The sequence below is a fragment of the Halostagnicola larsenii XH-48 genome, from assembly GCF_000517625.1.
In the GTDB taxonomy this organism is placed as follows: domain Archaea; phylum Halobacteriota; class Halobacteria; order Halobacteriales; family Natrialbaceae; genus Halostagnicola; species Halostagnicola larsenii.
This window is the reverse complement of record NZ_CP007055.1, coordinates 1,097,355-1,111,531: the sequence shown is the minus strand read 5'-3', so window position 1 is coordinate 1,111,531 and position 14,177 is coordinate 1,097,355. Positions and strand designations below refer to the sequence as shown.

Here is a 14,177-nt window from a genome sequence, read left to right as displayed (position 1 = left end):
GAACAGGACGGCCTTAGCTCATGAATAGCCGCCTGCCGGCGCGTTCGTGGCGCATCCCCATGATTTCGGTTAGCGGGGCGAACGAGGCCATCGCAACAATCTCGTCGTCGACGTGTCGCTCGCAGATGTCAGTGATGACCGGAAGCAGGTCAGCCAGTATCGATTGGATATCCGTGTGACTGAACCGACCCAGTCGCTGGGTCGCGCCGAGCACGCCCGTAACGAACGAGTACGCCTGTGCGAGACAGGCCTCGCGCCTCGAGAGCCCGCGTTGGGCGGCGACAACGCCGAAAACGACGGGGTAGTGACCCGGCGTCTCCCCGCTATCGATCGCCTCGGCGTAGACTCGCTCGAGCGGGCGGTCGCCGCTCGATTCGCTCTCGTCGTCCACGTCAGAGCGACGCTCCCGGTCGTCCTCCACGAGAACCAGTTCCGACAGTTGTCGCCCCGCTTTCGTCGAACTTTCGCGGAACTCCGCGGCCATCGTCACCGCGTGGAGTCTCTCGTCGACGGCCAGCAGCGCCTCGAGGTCCTCGGCCGCCGCCGCGTCGTGTGCGTTTGCGACCGCGACGGTTTCGCAGGGACCGACGATCCGCTCGAGGTAGCCGCGGATGATCTCCCCTAGCTCGTCCGCGCTCTCGATTCGATCCTCGTTGAGGTACTGCTCGAGGCCGTACGAGGACGTGTAGCCGCCGGTCGGGAGAAAGGAATCCGAGAGGCGCAACGCGGTCAGGAAGGGGGCCGGTTCAGTCGCCATGCTGGTGATCGTGACCGTCGTCTCGGGAATGGCTGTGGTTTGATTCGTGGGCGTGGTCGTGATCGTTCGCATGCGAGTGGCGGTGATCGTTCACATGGCTGTGACTGTGGTCCGTCTCGTGAGAGTGATCCGAACCCGCTCCGTGGCCGTGCTCGTTGCCGTGGGGTGGCTCGCGCTCGCCATCGCCCTCGAGGTCGGTCACGAAAAGCGCCGCGTCGACGGTCTCCGCTCTCACTGTCGCCCCCGGAACGACGTCCGCGACGACGCGCTCGACGATGTGGCGGTCCGCCTCGAGCGGGACGTACGCGACGCCGTCGTCGATCGCGAGATCCCAGTGTTGATTTCCGACGCGGTGGCCGAGTTCGAGCGCCGCTTCGAGGGTTTCGCCCGTCGGTTCGGGCAGGTCGACCGCCAGCGCCTCGAGCGGTTCGAACGCGACGACGATCATTCGATCTTCGTCGCGGGCCAGCACGTCGCCGATCGAGAGCGCCGGCTTCTCGAGGACGACGCCCACGTCGGTTCCGGCGTCTGTCGTCGTTCGAAACCGCGACCGCTGTCTTCGATCCGCTTCGATCACGACCCGCTCGAGGGTGCCCTCGTCGGCGTGGCGCTCTCGCGCTCGCTCGAGGTCCTCGTCGACGTGGACGTTTCCGAGGACGCCGTCGATCCGCTTCATCAGTACCTCCGGTCGGCGGGGATGCCGACCGCGAAGCGCTCGCGTCTCGTTTCGTCCCACGCATCGCGAATCGCGTTCGTCACGTCCAGTTGCCGGTATCCGAGAATCCGAACGACGACGCCGGCCCCGTGTGGCAGCGTCGAAACGCCGACGAGCGTGGAACCGGGTCGGTCGCCACCGGATTCGTCCCCGTCGCGTTCGGTGGCTCCCGCGGGCTCGGCTCCGTCTTCGGAATCAGCCTCGAGTCGATCGTAAATCCGATCGGTCAGCGACTGCAGGTCTCGGCCGGGAGCGAAGACGTATAGCGAGCCGATCACCTCGTACTCCCCGACGCTGGTCGAGTGCCTAGGATCGCGTTCGTCGGGTCGAATGTCGACCGTATCGGCACAGACCAGCGTGCCGTCGTATTCGGCTTCGACGCGCGCCAGATAGTGGTCGAAGTCGAACGACTCGTGTTGAGTCAATCCGTCCGGGACGAGCACGTCGCTGACGACGACCGCGGCATCGTCCGCGAGATTCACGTTGATCGTCTGGAGACAGCGGGCGTCCTCGTTGACGATCGTCGGCCCCGGCAGGTACTCGAGGTAACTGCCCGCGCGGGCCTCGAGGGTCGCGTCCAGATGGGCGTAGTTCGCCCGCATGCTGTGAACTTTCGTCGCGCTCTGTGTGGTGACGTGTGCGCGCGCACCGGGTCGGGTCTCGACGGCCAGTCGATGCCTGTCGCCCTGGGCGACGCCGCCGGTCGGCTCCTGGGCGATGAGCGTCGTGAGCCCCGGAACGGGATCGGTCTCGAGGGTTCCCGTCAGATGGTACGGAACGTTGACGCGGTCGCGAACGAGGCGCGTCTGGTTGTCACCCGAGCGGGCGAGCGTCGCCTCGAGCAGCCCGTTCTTTCCGGGTCCGCCCGCCGGTGCCTGGGCCAGCGATTCGGCGGCGTAGGACTCGAAGGCAGGCGGAAGCGGCTGCCCGCTCACGCTGTCCCCTTTCGCCGCATCCACGCTCACGCGAATAGCACCTCGTGTTCGATATGCTCGAGTACGTCGTCGATTCCCTTTCCGGCTTTGCAATCGGTGAAGACGAAGGGATCGTCCCCTCTGACGGCTTCCGTGTCGCGTTCGATCACGTCGAGATCGGCGTCGACGTAGGGTGCCAGATCGGTCTTGTTGACGATCAGGAGATCGGCCTGGGTCACGCCGGGGCCGCGCTTGCGGGGGATGTCCTCGCCCTCGGCGACGCTGATGACGAACAGGAAATAGTCCGCCAGTTCGGGGTTGAAGGTCGCGGCGAGGTTGTCGCCGCCGCTCTCGACGATCACCACGTCCAGATCGGGGTGGGACTCGGTGAACTCGTCGATCGCCGCGAGGTTCATCGACGGGTCCTCGCGGATGCCCGTGTGCGGACAGGCGCCGGTCTCGACCCCGTCGATAAGATCCTCCGGGATCATATCCGCGAACGATTCTCTGAACACGTCCGCGTCCTCCTGGGTCATGATGTCGTTTGCGATGACGCCGACCTCGTAGTCGCGCTCTAAGAGCGCCGGGACGAGGTGTCTCACCAGCGCCGTCTTTCCGGATCCGACGGGGCCGCCGATACCGATCTTCGCGACGTCGCGGTATCCCATTATTCGACCCCCGTTCCGTCAGCGGCCTCGAGATCGTTTGCGTCCTCGAGATCGTTCATATCTTCACGTTCGTCCACAGCTTCGGGATCGTCCAACTCCTCAAGCTGATCGCGGGAATCCGCCCGAATCGGGTCGTGGATGGTGACCAGCTTCGTCCCGTCCGGAAAGACCGGCTCTACCTGGACCATGTCGACCATCTCGGGCACGCCGTCCATCACGTCCTCGCGAGTGAGTAGTTGGGTCGCCTCGGCCCGGAGCTGTGAGACGGACTTCCCGTCTCGAGCCCCCTCGCAAACCCAGTCGGAGATGTACGCGACTGTCTCGGGATGGTTGAGCGCCACGCCGCGGTCCTTGCGCCGACGCGCGAGTTCGGCGGCCATGAAGACGGTGAGTCGTTCCATCTCCTTGGGCGAGAGCATCATCGGTCGATCACCTCGAGCGCGCTCCGCGTTCGTTTCTGCAGGTCGCTTCCTGCGGCCCGATCGCTGCATCGAATTCGTCGGCTTCCGGTAGTGGGTGTCGTTGTAGTTTCGTTCATAAATCCTCTCAAAGCATGTATCGCTGTGCGAGCGGCACCTCGTCGGCCGGGTCGCAGGTGACGTGTTCGCCGTCGATGGACACTTCGAACGTCTGTGCGTCGATGTCGATGTCGTCGGGACAGCGGTCGTTGTGGACCATGTCTGCTTTGCGTACCGACCGCGTCCCGCTCACCGGCCGCACCGGCGTTTTCAGGTCGTACGCCTCCCCGACGCCGTTCTCGGAGGCGGCCTCGCTGACGAACGAGACCGAAAGCGCCTGCTTGGCTCGACCCTGTGCGCCGGCCCGTTCGCGTCCGATGATCGGCTCACAGGTCATGAGCGAGCCGTTGGCTTCGCCCATCTGGGACCAGACGGGGAACCCGCCCTTGATGACCGCCTTCGGTTTGACCCCGAAAAACGCGGGCTTCCACAGGACGATGTCCGCCAGTTTTCCGGGCTCGAGCGAGCCGACGTAGTCGTCGATACCGGCCGTGATCGCGGGATTGATGGTGTACTTGGCGACGTACCGCTTAATGCGGGCGTTGTCAGCCCCGGTCCCCTCGTCGGCGGGGAGCGGCCCGCGCTGGGCTTTCATCTTGTGGGCGGTCTGCCAGGTTCGGCTGAGCACCTCGGCCATACGGCCCATCGCCTGCGAATCCGAGGTCATCATGCTGATCGCACCCGTATCGTGGAGGACGTCCTCCGCGCCGAGGGTCTCGGCGCGAATCCGCGATTCGGCGAACGCGACATCCTCGGGAACGTCGGGGTTGAGGTGGTGACAGACCATCACCATGTCGAGGTGTTCGTCGAACGTGTTCTCGGTGTAGGGCATCGACGGATTCGTCGAGGAGGGGAGCATGTGCTCGTGTCCGACGAGCTCGAGGACGTCGGGCGCGTGACCGCCGCCCGCGCCCTCGATGTGGAACGCGTGGATCGTGCGCCCGTCGATGGCGTCGAACGTGTCCTCGACGAATCCCGACTCGTTGAGCGTGTCCGTGTGGATACAGACCTGTACGTCCTCCTCGTCGGCGACCTCGAGACAGGTGTCGATCGCGGCGGGCGTCGACCCCCAGTCTTCGTGGAGCTTCAGTCCGCACGCTCCTGCTTCGACCTGCTCGTACAGTGCGTCCGGCCGGCTGCTGTTGCCCTTCCCGTAGAAGCCGACGTTCATCGGCCACTCCTCTGCGGCCTGGAGGAATCGCTGAACGTTCCGCGGGCCGGGCGTACAGGTCGTCGCGCCGCCGCCGAAGCCGCCGCCGAGCATCGTCGTGATACCGGAGGCGAGTCCGTGTTCGATCAGTTGGGGACTGTTGAAGTGAACGTGAATGTCGAGGGCGCCGGCCGTCGCGATCAGGCCGTCCGCCGGAATCGTATCCGTACTCGGTCCGATCACCATGTCGACGCCGTCCATCGTGTCGGGGTTGCCGGCCTTGCCGACGCCGACGATTTCGCCGTCGCGAACCCCGATATCGCCCTTGCAGATCCCCAGTACGGGGTCGATGATGACGACGTTCGTAAAGGCCCAGTCGAGCGTTCCCTCCGCCTGGGTCGTCCCCGACTGCATGCCCATCCCGTCGCGCATCGTCTTTCCGCCGCCGAACACCGCTTCCTCGCCGGGAACGCCGTAATCGTTCTCGATTTCCGCGAAGAGGTTCGTATCGCCGAGCCTGACCCGGTCATCTTCCGTCGCGCCGAACAGGTCCGTGTACTCGCGACGGGGCATCTCTCGAGTCATCGGTCGTCCTCCGGGAGATCGACCCCTTGATAGCCGTACGACGCTGCTCGCTCGAGTGCGCGTTCTCGTACGTCCTCGTCGTCGAGGGGACCGTTTACCAGTCCGCCCATTCCGTGAACGATGCGGTCGCCGCCGATGGCCACGAGGTCGACCTCGCGCTCGCAACCGGGTTCGAACCTGATCGCGGTGCCGGCCGGAATGTTCAGCCGAAATCCGTAGGCCTCGGTACGGTCGAACGAGAGGCCGGGATTCGCTTCGAAGAAGTGAAAGTGCGAACCGACCTGTACGGGCCGATCGCCGGTGTTCTCGACGGTTACTGCCGTCGTTTCTCTCCCCTCGTTTATCACGACCGGTTCCTCGGCCGTCTTGAGCTCCCCGGGGACGAACTCACTCATTTCCGATCACTCTCGACCCGATATCTGAAAAACGGTTGGTCATCACGGGAGAGATTATGCGTACAATCAGTGTAAAGATGCTCGTGTCTAACAATATTTGCCCACCAGTTTCAAACACGAGTACGTAATTGTGGGTATTTTCAGTACCGCCAATACTACCTCATATAGGACACATTAGGATTGATCATTCCGCCACTTATAAATTGAATAGAATATGTTTTGCGCAGTGAATAAATGCGGAGGTACGTGGTCCCGCGCTGCAAGTAGCCACCCTGCCGCTGGAACCCAATGTTTATTGCCTGTTACTTAGTCTCGAATGTTATGAGACACCACCCCGTGGTGTGGGATCCGAACCGAAGCGACGCCCAGTACCAGAATCCGATCGTCTACGCTGATTACTCTGATCCCGACGTGGTCCGCGTCGGAGACGATTTCTTTATGACAGCCTCGAGTTTCAACGCCGTTCCGGCACTTCCGATCCTCCACTCGCGCGACCTCGTGAACTGGCGCATCGTAAACCACGCGATCGACGAGCTACCGCCCGCCTTCGATCGTCCACAACACGGCAACGGCGTCTGGGCACCCTCGATCAACTACCACAACGGGACGTTCTACATCTTCTACGGCGATCCCGATCGCGGTGTCTACATGACCAAGACCGACGATCCCCGCGGTCGGTGGTCTGATTTGACTCTCGTCCACGAGGCCGAGGGATGGATCGACACGGCGCCGTTCTGGGACGACGACGGAAACGCGTACCTCGTTCACGCGTTCGCGAAGAGCCGCGCTGGAATCAACAGTGTCCTCCACATCGCGCCGATGGCGACGGATGGGACGCACCTCACCGGCGAGAGCCGCGAGGTGTTCGATGGCCACGACGACCATCCGACGATCGAAGGGCCGAAGCTGTACGAGCGCGACGGGACGTACTACATCTTTGCACCGGCCGGCGGCGTGAGCGACGGGTGGCAGACGGTCCTGCGCTCAGACGACATTTACGGTCCCTACAACGACCGGGTAGTTCTCGCCCAGGGAAACTCAGATGTCAACGGACCGCATCAGGGAGCCTGGGTTGATACGGACAGCGGTGAGGACTGGTTCATCCACTTCCAAGAACTCGACCCGTACGGCCGCATCGTTCATCTCCAGCCCCTCTCCTGGAACGACGGGTGGCCCGTCATCGGTCGCGACGAGGACGGCGACGGCACGGGCGAGCCGGTCCAAACGCACGAGAAACCCGACGTCTCTGCTGACGTGCTCCCTACGATGGTGCCCCAGACTTCCGACGACTTCGACACAGCCCGTTTGGGACTCCAATGGCAGTGGCACGGGAATCCCCAGTTCGGCTGGTATTCGCTCACCTATCGCCCCGGCGCGCTCCGCTTGTTCCCCCGGAGTGCGGAGGGTGCTGAGAACCTGTGGTCCGTCCCGAATCTCCTCCTCCAGAAGTTCCCAGCTCCGGCGTTCACGGCGACGACGGAGATCCAGTGTGAACTCCAAGAACAGGCCGGACACGGCGGGCTGCTCGTGATGGGCGAGGAGTACGCCTACCTCAGCGTTCGTCGGACAGCCGACGGTGCCGAACTGATACAGGGTCGCAACACCGCACCGTCGGACGGCGGCCCCGACACGGTGGATGAGCGGATACCACTCCAGCCCCCGTCTACGCGCCTCCGAGCGACCGTCGAAGAGGGTGGCCGTGTTCAGTTCGCGTACGCGACGGGAGACGCCGACTTCGAGCCGATCGGTACGCCGTTTCAGGCTCAGCAGGGGCGTTGGATCGGTGCAAAGATCGGGCTGTTCGCAGTTCAGTCGGATGAATCCACAGCGGCAGACGGATACTGCGACTTCGAGTACTTCCAAGTCGAAGAGTAAGGAGCACCGAGATACCCGTCTACAGACGTACGAGAAATCGGAGTCCCTATAATGCCTGTTCGGCGTCAGATTTCGTATCCCGCGTGCTCGAGAAACCTGGAGAGAAGCCGCCGATCTACAGGTTCGATCCGATATCCACGGGCGACCATTCCCTGTAGCTCTGTATCGTCTCGGTGCTCGCTCGCCTCTCCGCTACAAACATCCGTCCAAATAATTTTCAATATATCTACGTCCGTGTAGAATATTATCGTGATTTGACTGATTACCTCTATTTACCCATTTCAATATAATCAGGTATTCATTGAACTTCCTTGCGGCAAGTCTTTTGTATCTCTATTATTTTCAGATACTTAGTAGAATGAGTGGACGTTCAGGGCACACATCGGTAAAATCGTTGCTAGAATATAAAGAAATCTCAGTGGCGGCAGAGGTGCGATAGTCGGATGCGGTCAAAATCCTCTCGAGACGGCGTTCAGAACGCCGGTGACGAACAGTGACCGGCCGCAGCATCTCCCGGCGGGAGGTTCTCGCCGGCGGTGGGGTGTCCGGCCTCGCTGGACTTGCAGGATGCGTCGCCGAAGCGGGCGTGCTCGGCATGCAATCCGGCTCCGACGGGCCGACGCTCGCCGTCCTCGAGGATCGGTCGCAGGACTTCGCACTGACAGGGACGCCGAAGTATCGGACGACAATACTGGCGATCGAGGAGATCAACCGCGACGGGGGGATTCTGGGCGAGGAGATCGACGTCTTCGCTCCCGATCCCCAGTCGGACAACATGTTGTATCAGGATCTGACCCGCTACGCGATCTATCGGGAAGACGCCGACGCGATATGGGCGGGCTACTCGAGCGCGACGCGGGAGGCGATCCGTCCGATCATCAACGAACACGAACAGCTGTATTTCTATACGACCCAGTACGAGGGCGGCGTCTGCGATAAGACGGTTTTCCCGCTGGGCGCGACGGCCCGCCAGCAACTCGGTGCGGTCGTCCCCTACATGATCGAAGAGTACGGCGACGAAATCTACACGATCGCCGCCGACTATAACTTCGGACAGCTGTCGGGCGACTGGGTCCGGATCATCGCAGAGGAACACGGTGCGAAAGTCATCGGCGAGGAACACATTCCCCTTAGTGAGTCCCAGTTCGGGTCGACGATCAATCGAATCCAGTCGGCCGATCCTGATTTCGTGATGTCGATGCTCGTCGGACAGACCCACTCGTCGTTCTACGAACAGCGACTGGCGAGCGGGCTGACGAATATTCCGATCGGCACGTCGACGAACATGGCACAGGAGTACGAACACCTGCGGATAGACCCGCCTGCCCTGAAGGACGTCTACGCCGGCGTCAACTACATGGAGGAGCTCCCGACCGACCGCAACGAGGCGTTCGTCGAGCGCTACTACGAGCGCTGGGACGATGCGGAATACATCAACCAGGAGGCCCAGAACAACTACTTCTCGGTCTATCTCTACAAGGAGGCGGTCGAGCGCGCCGGCACCTTCGAAACCGACGCCGTAATCGAGGAACTCGAGGGCGGAATCGAGGTCGAAGCGCCGGAAGGCGACGTTGCGCTCGATCCGGCGACACACCACATAGAACACAACATGCACGTTGCACAGTCGGACGAAACCCACGAGATCACGTTCGAGGATGCGGGCACGATCGGCCCCGCGTTCCTCGAGGAGGTCGGGTGCGACCTGACCAGCGAGGCCGAACAGACCCAGTACGAACCCGGCGCATATTACGAGGGGATCTAAAATGGCGGGAATCGGACTCCTGAATTTCGGCTTCGAGTTCCTCGAGATATTCGCGTTCATCGTGCTCGCGACGGTCGGGCTCGCGGTGATCTTCGGCATGATGGGAATCATCAATCTCGCCCACGGCGAGTTCATCCTCGTCGGAGCCTACGCGACGACGTTCGCGTTCGCCGCCGGCCTGCCGCTGTCGCTCGCGATGGTGGCCGGCGTCGTCGTGACGGCGATTTTCGGACTCGTCCTCGAGCGGCTCATCATCCGTCACCTCTACGGACGGTTGCTCGACTCGATGGTCGTCACCTGGGGGGTCAGCCTCGTGATGATCCAGCTGGTGCGGATCGCGTTCGGAAACTCCGCTCCCGGTATCGGAATTCCCTTCGGCGAACTTCCGGTCGTGGACGGTCCCGCCTACTACCTCGTCCTCGGCGTGATCGCCGTCGCCGTCCTCGGGGGACTCTACGCGCTGTTCATGTGGACGGATTTCGGCGTCCGCGCACGCGCGACGATGCAAGACGCGGAAACTGCACGCAGCATGGGCGTCGACACCGACAAGATGTACATGTCGACGTTCACCATTGGCTCGGCGCTCGCGGGCTTTACCGGGGCGCTGTACGCGCCGGTGATGACGATCACGCCCCAGTACGGGACCGGATTCCTCGTCGAGGCCTTCGTCGCCGTCGTCGTCGGCGGGTCGTCGGTCATCGTCGGGACGTTGCTGGCCAGTGGCTTTCTCGGATCGGTCAACGCGGTGTTCACGAACGTCACCGAGAGCACGTTCATCGGACTGGTCGCGATGTTGCTCGCCGCGATCGTCGCGATTCGCTTGATGCCCGACGGAATCACCGGCTTCCTTGCAAAGTTTCGCCAACGGTGGGGTGAGAACCGATGAGCCAAGGCGCAAGCGACGGGCTTCACGCCAGAGTTACTGGCCTCCTCGGTGGTCCAAATATGATGGGGAACTCGCCCGCGTTCTGGGCTGGACTGGCAGTCGCCGTGGTGCTTCTCGCCGCGTTGCCGGTCCTCTTTGGCTACTACGCAGCGGAGATCGGCTCCGTCTTCCTCGCGTACGCGTTGCTCGGCATGAGCCTCGCGTTCATCTGGGGCTACTGCGGCATCCTGAGCTTCGGTCAGGTGGCGTTTTTCGGCATCGGCGGCTACACCTTCGGGATCGTCGCGATCAACGTCTCGACGGTGACCGGCCCGACGCTCGGACTGGTCGCAGCGCTCGCCGTTTCGACACTCTTCGCCGCGATCCTCGGCTACTTCATGTTCTACGGCGGCGTCCGGGACGTCTACGTCACGATTCTCACGCTCGTCGTCGCGCTCGTCTTGCACACCTTCATGGGCCAGACCGCGGGTGGCGAGTGGGCGGTCGGCGACGCCCGTCTCGGCGGGTTCAACGGCATGAGCGGCGTCCCGGACCTCGGAATCGGGATCGGCTCGATCGGGTACGAAATCGGAATCGTCGCTCACTACTACGTGACCCTGGGCGCGGTCGTGGCGACCTACCTCGGACTTCGCGTGCTGCTCAACAGCCGGTTCGGGTACGCAATCGTCGCGACCCGCGAAGACGAAACGCGGACCGAGCTGTTCGGCTACAACACGACGTTCATCAAGTTCGCCGTCTTCACGATCGGCGGCGCTGTCGCCGGGTTGAGCGGCGTGTTGTTCACGACCCAGAACAACTACATCGACCCGAGCGTCTTCGGAATTACGGCGGCTGCACTCCCCGTCGTCTGGGCGAGCGTCGGCGGTCGCACGTCCCTGCTCGGAACCGTCGGTGCCGCCCTCGCGATCCAGTTCATCGACTACCAACTCGCCATCTCCGGGAGCGAGTGGGCGCTGGTGCTGATCGGCTCGCTGCTCGTGTTCGTCGTGCTCGTGATACCGGAAGGCGTCGCACCGCGAATTCACGAGTTCGTCCGTGACCGTCGAACCACGTCGACGCCCGGAGCGCCGCCCGATAGCGATGGACCCGCGAACGCCGAGGAGGTGAGCGACTGATGGGGGTCAGCGATCCGACCGTCAAACCGACGCCCGCGGTCGACGAAACCGGCGAGGGATCCTCGCGTGTGCTCCAGACGAGAGGACTGACCAAACACTTCGGCGGGCTCACCGCAACCGACGAGGTCGACTTCGCGCTCGAGGAGGGCGAACTGCGCTGTCTCATCGGACCCAACGGAGCCGGAAAGAGCACGTTCATCAATCTGCTCACCGGTCAGCTCGAGGCCTCCGCGGGGTCGATCTACTACGACGGCCGCGATATCACGGAGCTGTCGCCTCACGAGCGCGTCGGGCGAGGGATCAGTATGAAGTTTCAGGTTCCCAGCATCTACGAGGAGTTCACTGTGGCCCAAAACCTTCGTATTCCGCTCCAGCAGGTCGTCGACGCCGACGAGTACGGGTCGCGAACGCGTAAAATCTTAGAGCGGTTCGATCTGCTCGCCGAGCGCGAGACGACCGCGTCGGATCTCTCGCACGGACAACAACAGCGATTGGAGATCGGGATGGCGATGGCCATGGAGCCGAAACTCATGCTCCTCGACGAACCAGTCGCCGGGCTCTCGGTCGAAGAAACCGCCGATATCGCCGAACTGTTCGAGGAAATCACAGCGGACGACGGCGTCGCCCTGATCGTGATCGAACACGACATCGACTTCGTCGAATCGATCGCGGATCGGGTGACCGTCCTCGATCAGGGCTCGATTTTCCGCGAGGGCTCGATCGAGGAGATCAGGGCCGATTCCGAAGTCAAGCGGATTTACCTGGGGGACGATCACTAATGCTCGAACTCACCAACCTACGCGCATCGTACGGACGGACGCCAATCCTTCGGGACGTCGACGTGGCAGTCGACGACGGCGAGATCGTCGGCATCATGGGCAAAAATGGCGTCGGCAAGACGACGCTTGTCAAAGCCGTGATGGGGCTGCTCGATGCCGACGACGGAACGATCGTCTTCGACGGTGAGGACGTGACGGACGATCCCGCAGACGTTCGCGCTCGTCGCGGGATCGGGTACATTCCGCAGGGGCGGGACGTCTTTCCCGAATTGACCGTCGAAGAGAACCTCCGAATGGGCGAGACGATAAACGAATCGAGCACCGACCTCCAGTACGAGGCGGTCTACGATTACTTCCCCATCCTCGAGGAGCGGGCCGAGCAGGACGCCGGAACGATGAGCGGCGGCCAACAGCAGATGCTCGCGATCGGTCGCGCGTTGATCGGCAACCCCGATCTGCTGTTGCTCGACGAGCCCTCGGAAGGCGTCCAACCCTCGATCGTACAGGATCTCACGAGGGACCTCACCCAGGTCAACGAGGAACTCGGGACGACGATCCTCTTCGTCGAGCAGAACCTCCACGTCGTGCAGAATCTCGCCGAACGATGCTACGCGATCGACAAGGGAACGATCGTCGACGAACTCGGGCCGGACCGACTCGAGTCTCGAGACGCCGTTACCGAGTATCTCGCGGTTTAAGCGGACTGGAAACGCTCCTGTTTCGTTCGACGAAAACCGAGGTTTGCGCTACAGATCCCACTTCTCTCGAGTATAGGCCATCTCCCAGAACTGGGCCTCGAGACGGGCGCAGGTCAGGAACGCCTCCTCCATGGCCTCGTGTTCGCCGGGATACCGTTCGCCACAGCGGTCGACGAACGCTCGCATCCAGTCGACGGCCTCGCGGAAGTCGTCGCTCGTGTACTTTTCGATAAACGGCGTGTACCGGTGTTCGTCGTCGGCGAGTTCGGCCATGTGTGCTGCGATGTCGAGATACCCCTGCCCGCAGGGATAGATCGCGGCCGCGATTTCGGCCAGCGATCCTTCGTGAGCGGTGCGGACGAGATAGTTCGTGTACGCGATGCACGTCGGGGATTTCTGCACCGACTCGAGTTCCGCCCGGTCGATGCCGTAGTCGGCGGCGAACTCCCGGTGGAGGTCCATCTCGTAGTCGAGGACGGTGTGTGCGACCTCGAGCAGGTGCGTCATGGTCTCTTCGTCCCGCGCTTTCGTCCCGGCGATGGCGAACACGCGCGCGTAGTCGAGTAAGTATCGGTAGTCTTGACGCACCCAGGTGAGAAACGCCTCCTCCTCGAGTTCACCCGTCGCGAGTTCCCGAACGAAGGGGTGGTCTTTCTGTGCCTCCCAGATGTGGTCGCCCGCCTCGAGCAACTGGTCACTGAACGCCATTACCCGAACAGAAGATTTTCCAGCCCAATATAACTGCCTACTATAAGCCGGTCATACCTCTGGGCCGAAAGCGAGGACGACCCCGACGCCACTCATCACCCGGGTCAGGACAGTCGAGCCGTCAGGTCCGCCTCGGTGATGATCCCGATCGTTTCCCCCGCTTCGGTTATCATGACCGCCTTGTAGTGCTCGAGGAGGTTGCTGATCTCATCGAGAGTGGCGTCTTTCGAGACCGTCGGGAAACTCTCACTCATGTGGGTGTCGATGGACTCGTCTCGAGATTCGGAATCGAGGTGGACCAGATCGCTCTGACTGATCGAACCGACCGGAATCCCATCCTGAATCACGGCGAGTTGGGAGTAGGCTTCGGTCTCCATCTTGCGAGCGGCCTCGCTGATCGGTTCGTCGGGCGAGACGCTGACGACCGCTTCGTTCATGAGGTCCTCGGCTCGGATAACGTCGCTTTCTGCCTCCTCGAGAGCGGTGACTATTCGACGTAGCGTCGAGAGCCGTGGATCAACGTCCCCGCCTTCGATCCGGGCGATCAACGGTTGGGAGACGCTTGCCTTCTCGGCAAGTTCGCTCTGGGTCAGCCCGAGATCGGTGCGGCGCTGTCGGAGGTCCGCGGGCGTCGGTAACTCCATGGTTCCAA

15 protein-coding genes are annotated in these 14,177 nt (G+C 62.5%); 6 read left to right on the top strand and 9 right to left on the bottom strand.

Annotated features, from left to right (window positions below):
• Positions 1–13: 13 nt before the first annotated feature.
• The 7 genes from HALLA_RS05570 to HALLA_RS05540 all read right to left on the bottom strand — a co-directional run bounded on the left by HALLA_RS05570 (position 14) and on the right by HALLA_RS05540 (position 5,702).
• Positions 14–757: an urease accessory protein UreF gene (locus tag HALLA_RS05570; RefSeq protein ID WP_049952456.1), complete on the bottom strand. Its 744-nt coding sequence runs from the start codon at positions 755–757 to the stop codon at positions 14–16.
• On the bottom strand, positions 747–1,433 hold the full coding sequence (gene ureE, locus HALLA_RS05565) for an urease accessory protein UreE (protein WP_049952455.1): 687 nt from the start codon (positions 1,431–1,433) through the stop codon (positions 747–749). Before ureE ends, HALLA_RS05570 begins: the two co-directional genes overlap by 11 nt.
• Entirely contained in the window at positions 1,433–2,431 is a 999-nt protein-coding gene (locus HALLA_RS05560; RefSeq protein ID WP_174887904.1) for an urease accessory protein UreD, read from the bottom strand. Before HALLA_RS05560 ends, ureE begins: the two co-directional genes overlap by 1 nt.
• Positions 2,432–2,433: 2 nt before the next feature.
• A complete protein-coding gene (gene ureG, locus HALLA_RS05555; RefSeq protein ID WP_049952454.1) occupies positions 2,434–3,054 on the bottom strand; it encodes an urease accessory protein UreG in 621 nt (206 codons plus the stop codon).
• Complete coding sequence (locus HALLA_RS05550) at positions 3,054–3,476, bottom strand: urease subunit gamma (protein WP_049952453.1); 423 nt, start codon at positions 3,474–3,476, stop codon at positions 3,054–3,056. Before HALLA_RS05550 ends, ureG begins: the two co-directional genes overlap by 1 nt.
• 124 nt (positions 3,477–3,600) lie before the next feature.
• On the bottom strand, positions 3,601–5,307 hold the full coding sequence (gene ureC, locus HALLA_RS05545; RefSeq protein ID WP_049952452.1) for an urease subunit alpha: 1,707 nt from the start codon (positions 5,305–5,307) through the stop codon (positions 3,601–3,603).
• Complete coding sequence (locus tag HALLA_RS05540; protein WP_049952451.1) at positions 5,304–5,702, bottom strand: urease subunit beta; 399 nt, start codon at positions 5,700–5,702, stop codon at positions 5,304–5,306. The genes ureC and HALLA_RS05540 overlap by 4 nt, the downstream gene beginning before the upstream one ends.
• A gap of 321 nt (positions 5,703–6,023) precedes the next feature.
• Between HALLA_RS05540 and HALLA_RS05535 the strand changes: the two genes are divergently transcribed.
• The 6 genes from HALLA_RS05535 to HALLA_RS05510 all read left to right on the top strand — a co-directional run bounded on the left by HALLA_RS05535 (position 6,024) and on the right by HALLA_RS05510 (position 12,817).
• The gene (locus HALLA_RS05535; RefSeq protein ID WP_049952450.1) at positions 6,024–7,577 is read left to right on the top strand and encodes a glycoside hydrolase family 43 protein; all 1,554 of its coding nucleotides are present in this window, start codon (positions 6,024–6,026) and stop codon (positions 7,575–7,577) included.
• 493 nt (positions 7,578–8,070) lie between these two features.
• Positions 8,071–9,339 carry an urea ABC transporter substrate-binding protein gene (locus tag HALLA_RS05530; RefSeq protein WP_049952449.1) on the top strand — a complete coding sequence of 423 codons (1,269 nt, stop codon included), beginning with the start codon at positions 8,071–8,073 and terminating at the stop codon, positions 9,337–9,339.
• A 1-nt stretch (position 9,340) separates the two neighbouring features.
• On the top strand, positions 9,341–10,225 hold the full coding sequence (gene urtB / locus HALLA_RS05525; protein ID WP_049952448.1) for an urea ABC transporter, permease protein UrtB: 885 nt from the start codon (positions 9,341–9,343) through the stop codon (positions 10,223–10,225).
• Positions 10,222–11,340, top strand: a complete 1,119-nt coding sequence (locus tag HALLA_RS05520; protein WP_049952447.1) for an ABC transporter permease subunit — start codon at positions 10,222–10,224, stop codon at positions 11,338–11,340. Before urtB ends, HALLA_RS05520 begins: the two co-directional genes overlap by 4 nt.
• Positions 11,340–12,119 (top strand): ABC transporter ATP-binding protein, encoded by a 780-nt coding sequence (locus tag HALLA_RS05515; RefSeq protein ID WP_049952446.1) that lies wholly within the window; start codon positions 11,340–11,342, stop codon positions 12,117–12,119. The genes HALLA_RS05520 and HALLA_RS05515 overlap by 1 nt, the downstream gene beginning before the upstream one ends.
• Positions 12,119–12,817 carry an ABC transporter ATP-binding protein gene (locus HALLA_RS05510; RefSeq protein ID WP_049952445.1) on the top strand — a complete coding sequence of 233 codons (699 nt, stop codon included), beginning with the start codon at positions 12,119–12,121 and terminating at the stop codon, positions 12,815–12,817. Before HALLA_RS05515 ends, HALLA_RS05510 begins: the two co-directional genes overlap by 1 nt.
• A 48-nt stretch (positions 12,818–12,865) precedes the next feature.
• Here HALLA_RS05510 and tenA read toward each other — a convergent pair whose 3' ends face one another.
• Positions 12,866–13,525, bottom strand: coding sequence for a thiaminase II (gene tenA / locus HALLA_RS05505; RefSeq protein WP_049952444.1), 660 nt, complete (start codon positions 13,523–13,525; stop codon positions 12,866–12,868).
• A 104-nt stretch (positions 13,526–13,629) separates the two neighbouring features.
• Positions 13,630–14,169, bottom strand: a complete 540-nt coding sequence (locus tag HALLA_RS05500) for a CBS domain-containing protein (RefSeq protein ID WP_049952443.1) — start codon at positions 14,167–14,169, stop codon at positions 13,630–13,632.
• Positions 14,170–14,177 lie beyond the last annotated feature (8 nt).